At 38.9% G+C, this 15999-nt stretch carries 13 protein-coding genes and 8 tRNA genes; 13 read left to right on the top strand and 8 right to left on the bottom strand.

The genetic code is table 11. The features are described 5' to 3' along the window. Position 1: 1 nt before the first annotated feature. The 3 genes from dapE to AC1M9H_RS09850 form a co-directional block, all read right to left on the bottom strand. Positions 2–1135 (bottom strand): succinyl-diaminopimelate desuccinylase, encoded by a 1134-nt coding sequence (gene dapE / locus AC1M9H_RS09860; RefSeq protein WP_035269063.1) that lies wholly within the window; start codon positions 1133–1135, stop codon positions 2–4. Positions 1136–1273: 138 nt separating this feature from the next. Beyond that, on the bottom strand, positions 1274–1426 hold the full coding sequence (locus AC1M9H_RS09855; RefSeq protein WP_092766976.1) for an entericidin A/B family lipoprotein: 153 nt from the start codon (positions 1424–1426) through the stop codon (positions 1274–1276). Between the two features lie 126 nt (positions 1427–1552). Continuing rightward, positions 1553–2398, bottom strand: a complete 846-nt coding sequence (locus AC1M9H_RS09850; protein ID WP_481597661.1) for a DUF1853 family protein — start codon at positions 2396–2398, stop codon at positions 1553–1555. 99 nt (positions 2399–2497) lie between these two features. Between AC1M9H_RS09850 and AC1M9H_RS09845 the strand changes: the two genes are divergently transcribed. From AC1M9H_RS09845 to AC1M9H_RS09795, 11 genes are all read left to right on the top strand, one after another. Continuing rightward, entirely contained in the window at positions 2498–2866 is a 369-nt protein-coding gene (locus AC1M9H_RS09845; protein ID WP_035269059.1) for a YbaN family protein, read from the top strand. Positions 2867–2902: 36 nt separating this feature from the next. After that, entirely contained in the window at positions 2903–3430 is a 528-nt protein-coding gene (gene elsL / locus AC1M9H_RS09840; RefSeq protein ID WP_481613286.1) for a cell wall-recycling L,D-carboxypeptidase ElsL, read from the top strand. 212 nt (positions 3431–3642) lie between these two features. Then, positions 3643–3718, top strand: a tRNA-Val gene (locus tag AC1M9H_RS09835). 22 nt (positions 3719–3740) lie between these two features. Beyond that, positions 3741–3817: transfer RNA gene (locus AC1M9H_RS09830), tRNA-Asp, on the top strand. A gap of 49 nt (positions 3818–3866) precedes the next feature. Beyond that, positions 3867–3943, top strand: a tRNA-Asp gene (locus AC1M9H_RS09825). A 22-nt stretch (positions 3944–3965) separates the two neighbouring features. Next, positions 3966–4041: transfer RNA gene (locus AC1M9H_RS09820), tRNA-Val, on the top strand. Between the two features lie 13 nt (positions 4042–4054). Then, a tRNA-Asp gene (locus AC1M9H_RS09815) sits at positions 4055–4131 on the top strand. A 23-nt stretch (positions 4132–4154) separates the two neighbouring features. Further along, a tRNA-Val gene (locus tag AC1M9H_RS09810) sits at positions 4155–4230 on the top strand. Positions 4231–4281: 51 nt separating this feature from the next. Beyond that, positions 4282–4358: transfer RNA gene (locus AC1M9H_RS09805), tRNA-Asp, on the top strand. Positions 4359–4450: 92 nt separating this feature from the next. Further along, positions 4451–4526: transfer RNA gene (locus AC1M9H_RS09800), tRNA-Val, on the top strand. 76 nt (positions 4527–4602) lie between these two features. Continuing rightward, positions 4603–5073, top strand: coding sequence for a DUF2750 domain-containing protein (locus tag AC1M9H_RS09795; protein WP_035268330.1), 471 nt, complete (start codon positions 4603–4605; stop codon positions 5071–5073). Between the two features lie 5 nt (positions 5074–5078). Here the strand turns inward: AC1M9H_RS09795 and AC1M9H_RS09790 are convergent, their stop codons facing one another. From AC1M9H_RS09790 to AC1M9H_RS09770, 5 genes are all read right to left on the bottom strand, one after another. After that, positions 5079–5819 (bottom strand): YdcF family protein, encoded by a 741-nt coding sequence (locus tag AC1M9H_RS09790; protein WP_481610104.1) that lies wholly within the window; start codon positions 5817–5819, stop codon positions 5079–5081. Between the two features lie 142 nt (positions 5820–5961). After that, complete coding sequence (locus AC1M9H_RS09785; RefSeq protein ID WP_481613285.1) at positions 5962–8613, bottom strand: PepSY domain-containing protein; 2652 nt, start codon at positions 8611–8613, stop codon at positions 5962–5964. 155 nt (positions 8614–8768) lie between these two features. Further along, positions 8769–9329, bottom strand: a complete 561-nt coding sequence (locus AC1M9H_RS09780) for a YcxB family protein (protein WP_035268336.1) — start codon at positions 9327–9329, stop codon at positions 8769–8771. A gap of 101 nt (positions 9330–9430) precedes the next feature. After that, entirely contained in the window at positions 9431–11605 is a 2175-nt protein-coding gene (yccS, locus tag AC1M9H_RS09775; protein WP_481613284.1) for a YccS family putative transporter, read from the bottom strand. 146 nt (positions 11606–11751) lie between these two features. Then, positions 11752–12459 carry a nitroreductase gene (locus AC1M9H_RS09770; protein ID WP_481610934.1) on the bottom strand — a complete coding sequence of 236 codons (708 nt, stop codon included), beginning with the start codon at positions 12457–12459 and terminating at the stop codon, positions 11752–11754. A gap of 376 nt (positions 12460–12835) precedes the next feature. On the opposite strand from AC1M9H_RS09770, the gene AC1M9H_RS09765 reads away from it, so the two are divergent. After that, entirely contained in the window at positions 12836–14137 is a 1302-nt protein-coding gene (locus AC1M9H_RS09765; RefSeq protein WP_481613283.1) for a DcaP family trimeric outer membrane transporter, read from the top strand. A gap of 511 nt (positions 14138–14648) precedes the next feature. Further along, positions 14649–15896 carry a sodium/glutamate symporter gene (gene gltS, locus AC1M9H_RS09760; RefSeq protein ID WP_180028146.1) on the top strand — a complete coding sequence of 416 codons (1248 nt, stop codon included), beginning with the start codon at positions 14649–14651 and terminating at the stop codon, positions 15894–15896. Positions 15897–15999: the final 103 nt, after the last annotated feature.

Below are 15999 nucleotides of genomic sequence, written 5' to 3'. Positions count from 1 at the left end.
GTTATGCCAATAGCTCAATTAAGATTTTTTCATAAATTTCAGCCAAAGGTTCCAAATGTGCAATTTCAACATGCTCATTAATCTGGTGGATCGTGGCATTAAGTACTCCCAGTTCGAGTACCTGAGCTCCAGTTGGTGCGATAAAGCGGCCATCTGATGTACCACCACTGGTTGATAATTCTGTTGTCGTACCAGTCACATCCAAAATCGCTTTTTTGGCAGCATTGACGAGCTCTCCAACAGGGGTAAGGAATGGTAAACCTGATAGTGTCCACTCGATATCATACTCAACGCCGTGGCGATCTAAAATTTCATGTGTACGTGCTTTTAATTCATCAGCAGTAACTTCTGTAGAATAACGGAAGTTAAATAATAAGTTCATCGTGCCAGGCACAACATTGGTTGCACCCGTTCCAGCAGAAATATTGGAGATTTGGAAAGACGTTGCAGGGAAATACTCATTGCCTTGATCCCATTCTGTCTCACATAATTCAGCAATTGCTTTTGAGGCTGTATGAATTGGGTTAATTGCCAAATGTGGATAGGCCACATGCCCTTGCTTACCTTTCACTGTTAAATTGGCATTGAGAGACCCACGACGGCCATTTTTAACAATGTCTCCTAAAGTATTCGTACTTGACGGTTCACCGACCAAACACCATGTCATTTTTTCTTGGCGTGCTTCTAAAGTTTCTACAACTTTCACTGTTCCATTGATAGATGGACCTTCTTCATCTGAAGTGATCAAAAAAGCAATCGAACCTTTGTGGTCTGGATGCTTAGCAACGAAACGTTCAGAGGCAATTACCATGGCTGCCAACGCCGTTTTCATATCTGCACTGCCACGCCCGTATAACTTTCCATCTCTAATTTCTGGGGCGAATGGATCGGAGTTCCACGCTTCTAGATTGCCTGTAGGAACAACATCAGTATGACCCGCAAAACAAAACACAGGTGATTCAGTCCCGCGACGAGCCCATAAGTTATCTACATCTTCAAAACGCATATTTTCAATGTTAAAACCAATCTTTGATAATCGATCAGCCATAATATTTTGACAGTTATGATCGACTGGAGTCACTGAAGGTTGGCGAAGTAATTGTAAGCTTAAATCGAGTGTTGCAGATTGGGTCATGGAGAGAAATCGAATTGGTCAAAGTCGATCTATCATAAAGTATGTTGAATTTGATGCAAAATATTAATCATTCAAGGAAATCAAATTTAAATAAAAAAAGCCCTATTAAAAAATAGGGCTTTTAGCTTCAACTTCGAATTAGTTGTTACGAATTTCGTTTGAAGTTTTTTCAGCAGTATTTGTTACAGTTTCCCCAGCTTTTGAAACATCTTGTCCAAAACCTTTGAATGTATTACAACCAGTTAATACAAATGCAACTACGAATGAAGCGGCTAATACTTTTTTCATCATTATCTCCAATGATTGTAAATTATTTTGATGCTTAATCAGAATAAAAATTAATCATTTAGAAGAATATGAGAGTTTTATTATCAGAATGTTATTAATTGTATTCGATACATTTTTTTATTACACGAACTACACGTAAGGGAGCTTTAAAGCTGGTTGACGGTACATATAAAACTGATTTGTTTGTACATTGTGATAAAGCCCATTACTCCACCAATGTGCTTCATTTGAAGTCTGACTTGCATTCGGACAAATCCATTCCTGTCTTTCCAGTCGATAAAAAGATGATCGTAATTGATATCCCCATGTGCCTATACGACGATGTGGGCTGACCCAGTTAGGTAAGGTTTGAAGTTCGGTATGATACGGAAAGTAGAGTTGACCTTTCATCACCGCAATTTTTCGATCAATTTTATAAGTATTGGCTTGAGTAAATTGAAATTGCTTTTGCGTAAAATGATTGAGCTTTCTAAATAGAGTGTCGCTTCGATTTAATCCGTACCAATGTTGAAGTTGAAAGTCTTGTTCTGCTAAATAAAATTTCAGTGCAACTTCCCATTGTTCAATTTCTTGGGTGTGATGATTTAATATCACAAAGTCAATTTCACCCAAAGTATGGCGGCCGTCAATGATTTGAACACTGTGATCTAACAGCGAAAAATCAGCTTGATCGCGTTGATCATCTTGCAGCCAGAACCACATTAAATATTCAAAGCGCAAACCTAGACGCGTACTTTTAAGTTGCTGAATAAAATCAATCAGCTCTTGTGGGTTTTGATCTAGATCATGCAGTCTGGAGATATATTTTTCGTACTGAGTTTGCCAAAATTGTTCATGGTGCAATTCAAAAGGATGAACGATCGTTAATTCTTTAGGCGCAAAACGAATAATATTAGGACTTGCGATGACAAAAGCCAGTTGACGTACAATTGTATGATGAAAGTTCTGCCATGGCTCATAAAAATCAGATTGCACCGTTTCTCCAACTAGAATTCAAAATTGAAAATAAATTTACAATCAGACACTACCACAAAAGCATATATACTAGTGAGATTCAACTGAATGAGTTGCGGTATGAAAATCGTGTTTTGGCGGAGCTTGGTCATTATTTTTGTGACTCTAGGTTTTATTGGTGCGCTATTGCCAGGATTGCCAACCACAGTCTTTTTAATTCTTGCCGCATGGGCTGCTTCAAAAGGTTGGCCACAGGTTGATGATTGGCTACTCAATCATCCTAAATATGGACCTACACTGCGAAATTGGCGTGAGCATGGCACGGTTCCACGCAAAGCAAAATGGCTCGCCTCGATGATGATGTTGATCAGCGGTATTCTTATGCTTTATACCAATGCTCCTGATTTAGTAAAAATTTTTACGAATCTCACCATGCTAATTGTCGCGATTTGGTTGTGGTTAAGACCTGAATCAAAAAATATTGTTTAAATAAATGATTAAAAATAATTTAACGCTGAGTTTTGTATGAACCCAAATCTTGAAAGTTATACCCTAAGTCAGGCGGATATCCTGATTGATATGGCGAAACAAGTTCTATATGTACCACGTATGAAAAAAAGCTATTTGGTGTCTACTGGATTGAACGGTATAGGTGAACAGGAAAATTCAGGTAAAACACCAAGAGGATGGCATCGCATTGAACAAAAAATTGGCGATGACCACCCAATCAATGCTGTTTTTAAAGCACGTATTTGGACTGGGGAGATCTATGATGTGGAACTTGGTGAGCAATTTCCAGAACGTGACTGGATTCTAACTCGAATTCTTTGGTTAGCAGGTTTAGAAACTGGTTTTAATCAAGGGGAGGGTTGTGATACCTATAATCGATATATCTATATTCATGGTACGCCAGAGTCAGAACCTTTGGGTATTCCTAAATCACATGGATGTATTCGAATGCACAGTGCAGATGTCATTGAGCTATTTGATATATTGGACGAAGGCGCTTTAGTCTATATTTCAGAACAAGAGATCGAATTGGATCAAATTTAAATCAGAATCGTAAAATGTGTTGTGATAAAAACTTTGAATAAAAATAAAAACATATCTCTAATAAGGCAAATAATAGACAAAAAAGCGATTTTTCAAGAGAAATGATCTATTTTTTAATCATTCAAACTGAAAAACTGAGAAACCTGTAGAAAAGCGTTTGACAGTATCTGAGGATTCTCTATAATGCACCACACAAACGATGAAGTCGTAAAGGGCGCTTAGCTCAGTTGGTAGAGCGTCTGCCTTACAAGCAGAATGTCGGCGGTTCGATCCCGTCAGCGCCCACCAAGCCTTTACGTTAAGTTTTAGTGCAGCGGTAGTTCAGTTGGTTAGAATATCGGCCTGTCACGCCGAGGGTCGCGGGTTCGAGTCCCGTCCGCTGCGCCACTTTAAACTTAATAGATTGTTTGTACTTTAATAGAGATATTACATAAGTGCAGCGGTAGTTCAGTTGGTTAGAATATCGGCCTGTCACGCCGAGGGTCGCGGGTTCGAGTCCCGTCCGCTGCGCCATTTTATGTAATGACCTTATTAAGGGCGCTTAGCTCAGTTGGTAGAGCGTCTGCCTTACAAGCAGAATGTCGGCGGTTCGATCCCGTCAGCGCCCACCAGATTTTTTGTGATGCAGCGGTAGTTCAGTTGGTTAGAATATCGGCCTGTCACGCCGAGGGTCGCGGGTTCGAGTCCCGTCCGCTGCGCCATCCTAAAAATCAAAGCCTAATAAGGGCGCTTAGCTCAGTTGGTAGAGCGTCTGCCTTACAAGCAGAATGTCGGCGGTTCGATCCCGTCAGCGCCCACCATATTCAAGCTGAAAAGCTTATATGACCCTAATTGCGTAAGCAGTTGCCGTTGCAGCGGTAGTTCAGTTGGTTAGAATATCGGCCTGTCACGCCGAGGGTCGCGGGTTCGAGTCCCGTCCGCTGCGCCATTTTCTAGATCCCTTGTCTAGATATAATGGTTTAAATCAGCAAGATTTCTTTCTTGCATCTTAAAAATAGCGGTGCTATTTTTATTCCTCAAGGGCGCTTAGCTCAGTTGGTAGAGCGTCTGCCTTACAAGCAGAATGTCGGCGGTTCGATCCCGTCAGCGCCCACCATATTCTTTCTATAAAAAGTCTTTTAAGTTTCTATAATTTATATAAAATATGATGAATTCATGTTTATAATAGAATTATGAGAAATCCATACCAGCGTAAGCCTTCAAGTACCTCTATTGCCTCTACAGTTGTCTCTCCAAAAGAACAATACCAACAATTTATGGAAACAATTGTCGCTCAGGCTAAAGTTTATAGTTTATATAATGATGGTTGGGCATTGTGTTCCACTCCATCTGGTCAGCGCACGCTTGCTGTTTGGCAAAGTAAAGGAATGGCACAATTATTGGTTCGTGATAAGTGGGAAAAATATCATGTGGAGGAAATCCAACTGATACCATTTATTGAACAAGTTGTTCCTTATATTCGACAACATAATACTCACTTGTCACTGAACTTGATGCCAGAAGGTCAAAATGTTTTGGTATCGGGGCGACAATTTCTAATTGACCTAAAAGCTTATCTATACCAGTTATCGATCGATCAACCTGAAAAATTAAATAGAGAAGGGGTTCCTTCTCCTCGAAAAATCCGAATACATGATAAATAAAAAATTTAGTATTCTTTTAAGATCCAGCCACTAATATAAGCAAAATATTCTCTAAGCCATGCGTTATATCGTGTGGTTAAAGGAGTTTCAGCACTGACTGATGTGATTTGGGTATAACCTTGAAATCGGGCAATGGCTGCAGCACGTGGGGTATGAAAATCACTGGTGACAACCACAATATGACTATCTTGGTTTAAGCCTATTCTGTTTAGAAGCGGAACACTGTTTTTTAGATTGAGTTCGGTGCTGGTGCTTTGACTTTCTTCAAATATACGCTGTGGGTGAATACGATACTTGTCGATCAAATATGCTTTCATCACTGCAGCTTCAGTAATTTTCTGATCAAAACCTAAACCGCCAGTTACAATAATAGAACTACTGGAATATTGAGCGGCGATCGTTGCACCTTGGTCTAATCGAGCCTGAAGCGTTGGGGAGGGTTGGTTATTGATTAAACCACTACCCAAAATAATAATCGCATCAGGTGGTGTATTCATGATGGGGGAATGATTTGATTTAGCTAAAAAATTAAAAAAAATAGCCAAGCTGATTAACCAGATGGAAAAAATTGTCCATCCCATTTTCCAAAACAAGTTAAAGTTAGAATGATTCAAACGATAGTGTTGGATTTTCTTATTAAAAAACAGACATACAATAATCATTATGCCAATAAATGCTGGAAGTACAGTACCTAAATGAATTTTATTTTGACTGATTAAAATGATTCCATCGATTAATAGTATCAATGCTATTAACCAAGCGAAAAATTTTAAAATCCTTATATACATTCGATGTCATCACTAGTGGGAAATGCGAAAAAGTATAGCGCATAAAAAAACCGAGCAGATTAAATAAAAATCGTGCTCGGTTTTGATCATAATAACCGTGTTAGTAAACGTCTCTACGGTAGCGACCAGCTTGTCTTAATTCATCTACAGTAGTGTCACCTAAGATTTCAATTAAGGCTAGATCAACATCGCTTGCCATACCATTGATACTGCCGCACACATAGATGACAGCACCTTGATGAATCCATTTAACGACTTCATCCGCATTTTGACGCAGAATATGGTGTACATAGACTTTTTCTGGTTGGTCTCGAGAGAACGCGAGATCAATACGCTTTAACATCGCTGTATTTTGCCAAGCTTCGATTGTTTCTTTATAAAAGAAATCATGTTCGCGTTGGCGTTCACCGAAGATGAGCCAGTTGTCAGTGTAGTCCAAACGTACGCGAGCTGAAATTAAGCTCATTAGACCTGCGATTCCTGTCCCGTTACCGATACAAATAATCGGTCGATTATCATCAATTAAATGGAATGATTCATTGGTTCGAATACGAAGTTGTACCTGACTACCAACCGCAACATGATGTGTTAACCAGCCTGAGCCTAAGCCGAGTTGCTGCTGTTCATCACGTTGTTGACGTACCACCAAGCGCATCATGCCTTGAGTTGGAATACTTGCGATCGAATATTCACGAGTAGGTAAATTTTCAAGCTGCTCAACGAGTTCCTCAGCTGTCGCAAATGGCTGAATCTCGCTATTTAAATTTTTATTCCACAGGCTTTCAACTAAGGTTTGACCTGTAGTTGCGAGAACTAAAGCCTCATCTAAGTTGTGCTGTTGTAAAAATGCTTGAATACGTTCAATGCTATTGCCGGGTTGAATTTCCGCAATATCTCCAGCTTGCCAGATCGCGTCGTGATCAGACTCAAGCTCTAAATTATAAGCTGGTTGACCCGAACTGTTTGGATTAAGCAGTGTACGTTTTTGAAGTTTCCATTGATCAAAGACTTTATCAATAGATAGTGTTGCTAATTCCAATTGAGCAGCTTGTGCGAGTGCATCTGTCCAATTTTGAATATCTTGGTTATTGGCATTGTCCACTTCAATCACATTAAAGAGGGGAGTTGCACCAGATGCATTGAACCAGTCATAAATACGATGACCAAAACTACAATAAGTGTCAGGATATTCACGTGAACCAAGTGCCATAACTGCGAATTGAGCATGACTTAGATTCAGTGGATGAGACATCAATTTCTTTTCAAAGCTTGCAGCTAAGTCTGGAGCTTCACCTGTACCGTAAGTACTCGCGACCACTAGAATTTGAGATGCTGTTTGTAGCTCATTAGTGGTCAGGCTTTGCACTGATTTAACAGTGACGGGTTGGCGTGCTGCTTGCAGAATTGAAGCTGTACGCCAAGCCAATTGCTCGGATACACCAGTTTGACTTGCATAAGCGATGAGCCAAGGTTTGGCATTTGGATCAACATCAACCACTGCTAAATTTTGCTTCGCTTCACGGGTCAATTGTTTTTGCTTGCGGCGTTTGAGGTAGAGCATCCAACCCGTCACAAAGAATAACGGCATAGCGAGTGCAGCTAACATCGCGAAGAACTGGTAAATAGGACCAAAGAAGCTGCCACGGTGTACAGGTAACATGCTGCTCATGATTTTTTCATTGAGCTTTTTGTCTTCGTACAATTCAACATCTTTCAATTGATTCGTATTTAAGTCGACAGTCGCTTTGTTACGAGCACGTTCATGTTGCGGAACAGGATCAACGAAACTCAGTTCTAATTCACCGTTTGCACGTTTAGGAATGGTGAAGGTTACGGAAGAAAATTGATTTTTAAACTGTTGATTAAAAGTAGACCAAGATTGGTTGAGCGCAAAGTGAATCTGTTCTGTTTGGAGTGATTTACGCTCTTCACGTCCTTCACGTCCTTCACGTCCTTCACGTCCTTCACGTCCTTCACGTCCTTCACGTCCTTCACGTCCTTCACGTCCTTCACGTCCTTCACGTTGAGCATTTGGTCCAGCATTTGAACCAGGACCTCCCGCTTGCATTTGGGGTTGCGGGCGCTCAACACCAAGCACTTTAAACATGCCGTTGCGCCACCAGTCATATGACCAATATAAACCTGTGCAAGCCAACATGAGATAGAAAATGGCCACCCATGTTCCAACGACTGCGTGTAAATCCCAAATAAAGTTTCGACCTTTTAATTTGGGTTTAACTGAAAACCATTGTTTGAAACTGTGTTTTTTCGGCCAACGTAGATATAAGCCACTGAGGACAAAGAAAATAAGAATCAGTGTACATGCACCAGTAATTTGTTTTCCAACTGGTCCGACTGTCAAGTTACGATGTAGTTGTTGTACGAATGCGAAGAATTTTCGACCTTTAATTTCAGGTAGTAATTCAGCACTGTAGGGATTGATCATCATGGTCAAACCACGACGTTCGCCTTCTTTCGCAACATTGATACTCGATGAGTCAGTAGGTTGAGCAGCAATTGTAATGCTATTGATTTTAAGATCAGGATGCTCCTGCTGGAAATGTTGATAAATTTCAGCTGGTGTTAATTTTGGGCGTTGTTCAGCAACAACTGTATAACTTTCCTGATTGATCAGCTTGATAATTTGCTGCTCATAAGAATATATCGCCCCAGTGACACCCATAAGTGCCAAAATAAGGCCTGCTGTTATTCCGAAAAACCAGTGTAACTGGAAAAATATTTTCTTGAACATAAGGGTCTGAGTGAATTGGAATTTTTGAATGGTGCGATTATAACCTAACTCAAAAAAAGTGGAATGTATTTGAAGATAATATTTATTCTCATTCTCATATAAAAAATTATGATAAAAAAACCTCCAAAGTTGGAGGTTTTAATATAAAGCCGTATTTACAGTGATTTTGGCTCACCAACGCTTTCTTTTAGATGTTTACGGATGGTCTCGAAAGAGAAATTTTTGCTGTTCATTCGTTTTGGCAAGATATAAGCGCCTTGCTGACCTTTAACTTTAAAGTTCACCAAAATGAAATCTGGCGTGTTATACCACTCATAGATATCTTTCCAACCAATTGAACCTACACCTTCTTGTAGTCCCATTTTTTGACGCATCACGATACCATGAGGCTGAACACCTAATTTAATTCCAGTAATTTCTTGTACTGGAAACTCATTCATTTTACGTTTAGCGTACCATTCTAGTCCAAACTTTCGCACTAAAAAGTATGTCAGCACACAGACTAAAGCCACCCAGCAAAATACAGTAGAGTAATTTTTAATAAAAATTAGACCCAAAATTGCAAGCGCAGTAATTGCACCCATAATAGCCCAAGCTTTAGTTCCAATTTTATTTGTGCTGCGCCAGATTGCGAGTTGCGCATGGCGTTGTTCAGCTTCAGTAACCTCGTAAGGAACGGGTTGTAAAGTGTAGGCGTATAAGTTTTTTGCAGTCATAGTTTCGTTTACAAAATGTGTATATCTGAGCAGAGTTTAGCATTAAATTAATACAATCAGGGAGTATATTGTACTAATTTACTGCCTTGAAAATTCAACATTTACAGTGATGCCAATGCGCTGGATTGAGTATCATGTTCATGACTTAAACTTTGTTTTAAGGTACTTAATCGTCTTAATACACCAAGCATTAAAGAAAGTTGCTGTAAAACAATCAATGATTTATGTGAATCCTGATCATCTTTATTCAAACGTTCACGAATCGCGGACTCCAAATTTGTCAGATTTAGCTCAGGGAATTCATCTCGCAAAAAAGCACCTTGGATATCATTTAACGCTTGCTGAAGTAGCTCTAATGTTGACTGATCTTGAATTTTTTCACGGTGTGCACCTAGCGCAGCAATATAGCTGATAAATGTATGATTGAGACAGAGGAACTCAAATGCTAAAGCTTTTTGTGTTGGATCAAAATCAGGTTCTGTTGCTAATGTCGATATGAGTGATGCAACATCAGCATCACGATTATGTGCAGTGCGGCGGACCACGCGGTAGTTCAAACTGTTATTACGTCCATGATGGTACTGTTGGATGACTTCAGTAAGATACTGGCATTGAGCTTCAAGTGAACGTCTGATTGAATGGGGGAGTCGTCTGAATTTCCAATCTGGAAAAATAAAGCTCACCCCAAACCATGCCAATGCACAGCCAATTAAAGTATCTAACATTCGAGGAAATGCCGCTTGAAAACCTAAACCGTCCAAATTGAAATTAATTAAGGCTAAGATCGTAATAAAGGCAGTGGCTTGCGCATATTGCTTACTGCGTAATTCAAAAAATAGTACACCACTCACAATTAATAATAAAAGTTGACCTTCGACAGAAGGAACGAAATACAGAATTGCAAAACCAAGAATAATGCCACCAAGTGTTCCCATGATCCTGAGTCTCAGTCGACGTTTTGTGGCGTTGAAGTTTGGTTGACTAACAAATAGGGCTGTTAACAGTACCCAATAACCGTATTCGATATTGGTGACTTGAACAAAAACATATCCGATGAAAAGTACGATGGAAACACGAATTGCATGTCGAAAGAGTACGGATTCAGGGGTTAAATTTTGTTTGATACGAGAAACGATATCTTCCCAACCTTTCAGATCGTCATCTTTAAGTTGGTTTTCTAAATGTTTAGTGCGGTCAAATTTAATATGCCGTTCAGTTTCAAGATTTCGTAATTGAGCATCGATGGCTTTTAAGTTCTGGAGTAAGGCAAAAAGAGCATTAACCCAGATAAGATCATGTTTTTGTTCATCACGGATTTTTTCTAATGACTTTCTGAGATTACTAAATGCATGTTCAAAACGTGGATTATGCTGGTAAGTTGTGCGATTTAAGATGCTTTCACTTAAATCTTTACATGCTTTTGCTTGCAGTGTAAGAATACGTTGGAAGCGAAATAAAATATCACTATGTTCAAAGGCTTTGGTTAATTGTTGATAATCAATATGTGCCGAGTCAGCTCGCTCGTGAATGTCCTGTGCAATAAAATAATATTGTAAGCTGCGACGGGTATCACTTTGACCACGATCTCCTTTTAATCGGGTAAGGAGTGTGGTTTTCATATCATTAAAGATACCTACTAATTTCCCATTTTCCAGCGACAAGCTGATCATACTTTTTTGGTAGCTATTCGCTGTCATATCCACATCAAAGAGATTGGATTTAGCAAAAAGGAAATCACCGAGTGAAGAATAGCTTTTCGAGAGTTGATCTTGAACTTGTCGAGCTGGAAAAAGCAAGAAACTAAGCGTAGACAAGATCCCATACCAAATGGCACCAATCACCAAAAGACTGGGTTGCATGTACCATTCGTCAAAAATATCAACACCTAGCATGGCATAGACAGAAATTACTAAGCAACCATATGAGATGGTGGCATAACGTCTGCCTAATGAGCCTAGTAAAATGAGACCAATACAAGAGATGATCAGGCCTGAAGCAAAAAGCACAGGATATGGGAATAACAATTGAACAGAAGCTGCCGCAATAAAGAACCCAATATAGGTATAAATCAGATTCATGATACGTACTGAGAAGCGATCATCGATGTCGCTCAGCCCAGCAGCAACAACCCCTAATGTTAATGGAATCGTCATCAATTGCTGATCTAACAGATAGGGAATAAACGCGGTACCTGCGAAAGCCACAATCATCCGCAGGTTATACATGAATGAAGTATTATAGGTTGCTTTTTTAAGCTGAATCAGCCATTTGTTCAAACCAGAACCCTTTATAAATAGAGGATAGGGATAGATGAATATTAGTTGAATATTCATCTAATTTAAATTGGGATTATATGCTTGAAATTGAATGTTTGTCTTTATTAAACCGCTCAAACTGGATGAGTGTTTTAATCCTTAAAAAATCAGTCTTCCAAGAAAACAGCAAACTCTTCAACTGGAACTCGAGGTGTTCTAAACGTATTTACAAGCGCATCGGTGTCGGCATAGCCTAAAGCCATCCCACAAACGAGCTCTTCGTTGGCAGGAGCTTCAAGAACATCAGTGACGATTTGATGAAAATGATTCCAGGCCGCTTGAGGGCATGTGTCTAAACCACGTGCTTTTGCTGCTAGCATAACATTTTGAATCATCATGGAAATATCCATTTTAGAGCCAATGCCCATGGCTTTATCCACGGTAAAGAAAATGCCAACAGGTGCATCAAATAATTGATAGTTTCTAAGATGTTGTGCAGCCATCTTATCCTTTTCACCTTTTTGAATGCCCAGCAATCCATAAAGTCCCCAACCATTTTCACGACGACGATCGATATACGGGGAAATCCATGTTTCTGGATAATAAGCAAAAGTCTCGGTGTATTGTTGAGCAAGTTCAGGGTTTTGATAAAGTTGCATTTGTGCATGACAAACTTGATCAATTAAACGTTGACGACGTGCGCCTGTCACCACATAGACTTTCCAGGGTTGAGTATTTGTGCCAGAAGGTGCTCTTGATGCGACTTCTAAGATTTCTTGGATAAGTTTTGTATCTACGGGGTGATCTAAAAAGGCACGTATAGATTGGCGGCCAGTGATCACTTCATCAACGGCTTGAGTATGTTCTGTGGACATTGCAACTCCTATTTGAATAATTTTGGATGATCCATGATGTCTCTACGACTAAGGTATAATTTTGAATATGCTTTTAAATAAAGATTTTATAAATTATACAGATATAAACTTTTTTCAATTCATCATCAGAAATTGTGATTGAGAAAATTGGTTTTGACAATAAAAAACATTTAATTATGAAACATAAGTTGCTAGATTAAGTTACAACGAATACACATTATGTTACGTATTTATTTTAATCAATTCATCAAATTTAAAAAAAAGCAGTTTAGTGCATCGTTGATTATTTTAAATTAATCAAACGTTGTGATTGGGATTCAGCAGGTTGACCAAGCATATATGCACGGATGCAAGATGAAATAATTGGAGATTTTTAATGAGTCAATCAAAACAGCAAACATTTTTAAAGAAAAGCTTAGCAATCGCAGTTGCAACTTTTGCAGTTTCTACTGCACAAGCAGCGACTGAAAAAGATGAAATTCAAAAATTACGCCAAGAAGTTGAAGCGTTAAAAGCTTTAATTCAACAGCAACATCACGTACAACAACAGCAGCAAGTACAATTGGCTGAAGTTAAAGCTCAACCAGTAGCAGCAGCGCCTACAAACTTGAAAACTAAAGCAGGTGCTGAAGTGAATCTATATGGTTTTGTACGTGGAGATGCAAACTATATCATTGAAGGTGCTGATAATGACTTTAATGCTGTAAATAGCGTTGGAACGAGTAATAATCCGTTAGTTGAAGATAAATTACGTGCAACGGCTAAAACAACACGTCTTGGTTTAGATTTCAAATCTAAAGTAGAAGGGGCTGATGTTGGTGGTAAAGTAGAAGTGGACTTTGCAGGCTCAAATGAAGCACTACGTATTCGTCATGCGTATTTAACACTGAATAATTGGTTATTCGGTCAAACTACTTCAAACTTCTTGTCAAATCATGCACCAGAAATGATCGATTTTGGTACCAACATTGGTGGCGGAACAAATCGTTTACCGCAAGTACGTTGGTCTCATAAATTAGCGCCATCAACTCAATTATTTATTTCAGCTGAGGAAGGTAATAGTTCAGCAAATCAATTAAAGACTACTGTGACTAACGGAGTTCCAGATATAGAGTCATCAGATGTCAAATACCGCCTACCAACTTTGACTGCTAAAGTTACGCAAGCTTATGCAGATGGTAAAGGTAATGCTTCAGCTCGTGCCTTAATTGAAAATTATAAGTCTGATAAAGCTGGTGATGATAAGACTGGTTTTGGTGTAGCGATCGGTACAAATTACCAAATTAGCGAACCACTCAAAGTATCAGCTGATGTGTCTTATGTAAAAGGGAACAGCAACTATTTGTATGGATCTAATACAGCATACGTTGTAGATCTAAATAACAATATTCATCAAAATGAATTTATTGCTACGCAAGTAGGTGCTACATATAAGTTCTCACCTCAGTTACGCTCAACACTGGCTTATGGCGCACATTATGCTGATGACAGCACGGGATATGCTAAAGCGAACCCAAGTGCAAATGAAACTGTTCAACAAGCATGGATTAACTTCATTTACACACCTGTGAAGCCTGTTGATCTAGGTGTTGAATATATCAATGGTAAGCGTGAGACTTTCGCAGGTCAGAGCTTTAATGATGACCGTGTAGGCCTAATGGCGAAATACAGCTTCTAAGCATGATTTATAAAAAAACCGAGCGTAGTCTCGGTTTTTTTATTCACTTGTCATTCATCAGTTCAGACTAAAGAATGTCTGAATTTTGCTGATTGAATAAACAAAAGTAATGCGAATTATAAAAAAAAGTGCATAATGTTCGGCTTAAACAGTGAGCAGTCCTGATCATCAGGAATTTCTTAATCATTTTAAGTTCACTAAAACATATTTAAGTGTTTGTTTGAGCCATAAATCAATTGTATCTAGCCAAACGTATGTCTAAGAATAGAGTGCGTTTTGAGCAACTGATTTATTTTGAAAAGTGTATGTTTTTTATTAACAAGATTGAATCCAATGAAATCGAGGAATTAATATATTGTTACTCAATTAAAAAATTTATCTATTCCTTTAGATAATCAATATTGAATAAGGATATGTTTATTTTTGGATGTGAGATTCGAAATAAATCTTATTGATTAAAAAACAAGCATAATATGAATTAACAGTCATCTGTATTTGCTGAGAATTAATGATGGAATTTACTTTTAACGCTTTTTACACGTTAATTGCTGCAGTAATAGTTTTATTGCTTGGCCGTTTTCTTGTCAACAAAATCGACTTCTTAAAAAAATATAATATCCCAGAGCCTGTAGCTGGTGGTTTGGTTGCTGCCATAGTTTCGTTAATTGTTCACAATTTGTGGGGCTACAGCATTACCACGAGTAGTGAATTGCAAACCAGTTTCATGTTGGTGTTTTTTGCCTCGATTGGTTTGAGTGCAAACTTCGCCAAACTCAAAGAAGGTGGTATGGGACTGGTGATCTTCCTGATCTGTGTCGCATCATTTATTATCGTACAAAACTTTGTCGGTATGAGCCTTGCAACGTTACTTGGTATTGATCCACTTATTGGTTTAATTGCAGGTTCTATTACCTTAACTGGTGGTCATGGTACTGCTGGTGCATGGGGTGAGATTTTAGAAGTAGAGCATGGTATTCAAGGTGCTTTAGCACTGGGTATGGCAAGTGCGACATTTGGTTTGATTATTGGTGGTTTGATTGGTGGTCCATTAGCGAAATTATTGATTAATAAGCACCAGCTCTCATCACCAGTGACTAATTCGGTTGAAAAAGACACACGTGATGCGAATGCAATTGCAAATCCGAATGATCAAGGCGAGTTTGTGCCTTTTGAAAACCGTAATCAAGTTCGTTTAATCACTGCGGATAATGCGATTACCACATTAGGTTTATTTGCTGCGTGTTTGGCATTTGCTGAATTTATGACAGGTTATAGTAAAGGCACTTGGTTTGAGCTTCCAACTTTCGTTTGGGCATTAGGTGGTGGTGTTATCTTGCGTAACATCCTCGAAGGTCTCATGAAAGTGGAAATCTTCGATCGTGCAATTGATGTATTTGGTAATGCCTCTTTATCGTTATACCTAGCAATGGCACTTCTTTCACTTAAGTTGTGGCAATTGGCTGATCTTGCAGGCCCATTGGTTGTGATCTTAACAGCTCAAACTTTAACTATGGCATTGTACGCAGCATTTGTCACTTTCCGTGTGATGGGTAAAAACTACGATGCAGCAGTTCTTGCAGCAGGTCACTGTGGTTTCGGTATGGGAGCAACACCAACAGCAGTTGCAAACATGCAGGCGATTACAAATATGTATGGTCCTTCACATAAAGCATTCTTAATTGTACCTTTATGTGGCGCCTTCTTTGTTGACTTAATCAACGCAACAGTGATTCAGATGATTCTAAAATTCTTTGCTTAATCTGGAGATTTTTTAAGAAAGTGTCATTTACAAAAAGCCCCTCATCTGGGGCTTTTTGTCATAAAAAATTCATACAGACGACCTGTCAATGATATGCTTTCAT

Source organism: Acinetobacter sp. ANC_7512 (genome assembly GCF_056779935.1).
This window is presented reverse-complemented; position numbering and strand designations above follow the sequence as displayed.

Excerpts from the sequence above, each read along its gene's own strand:
- dapE (WP_035269063.1), bottom strand. The coding sequence starts at position 1,135 with ATGACCCAATCTGCAACACTCGATTTAAGCTTACAATTACTTCGCCAA.
- AC1M9H_RS09855 (WP_092766976.1), bottom strand. The coding sequence starts at position 1,426 with ATGATGAAAAAAGTATTAGCCGCTTCATTCGTAGTTGCATTTGTATTA.
- AC1M9H_RS09845 (WP_035269059.1), top strand. The coding sequence starts at position 2,498 with ATGAAAATCGTGTTTTGGCGGAGCTTGGTCATTATTTTTGTGACTCTA.
- elsL (WP_481613286.1), top strand. The coding sequence starts at position 2,903 with ATGAACCCAAATCTTGAAAGTTATACCCTAAGTCAGGCGGATATCCTG.
- AC1M9H_RS09795 (WP_035268330.1), top strand. The coding sequence starts at position 4,603 with ATGAGAAATCCATACCAGCGTAAGCCTTCAAGTACCTCTATTGCCTCT.
- AC1M9H_RS09785 (WP_481613285.1), bottom strand. The coding sequence starts at position 8,613 with ATGTTCAAGAAAATATTTTTCCAGTTACACTGGTTTTTCGGAATAACA.
- AC1M9H_RS09780 (WP_035268336.1), bottom strand. The coding sequence starts at position 9,329 with ATGACTGCAAAAAACTTATACGCCTACACTTTACAACCCGTTCCTTAC.
- AC1M9H_RS09770 (WP_481610934.1), bottom strand. The coding sequence starts at position 12,459 with ATGTCCACAGAACATACTCAAGCCGTTGATGAAGTGATCACTGGCCGC.
- AC1M9H_RS09765 (WP_481613283.1), top strand. The coding sequence starts at position 12,836 with ATGAGTCAATCAAAACAGCAAACATTTTTAAAGAAAAGCTTAGCAATC.
- gltS (WP_180028146.1), top strand. The coding sequence starts at position 14,649 with ATGGAATTTACTTTTAACGCTTTTTACACGTTAATTGCTGCAGTAATA.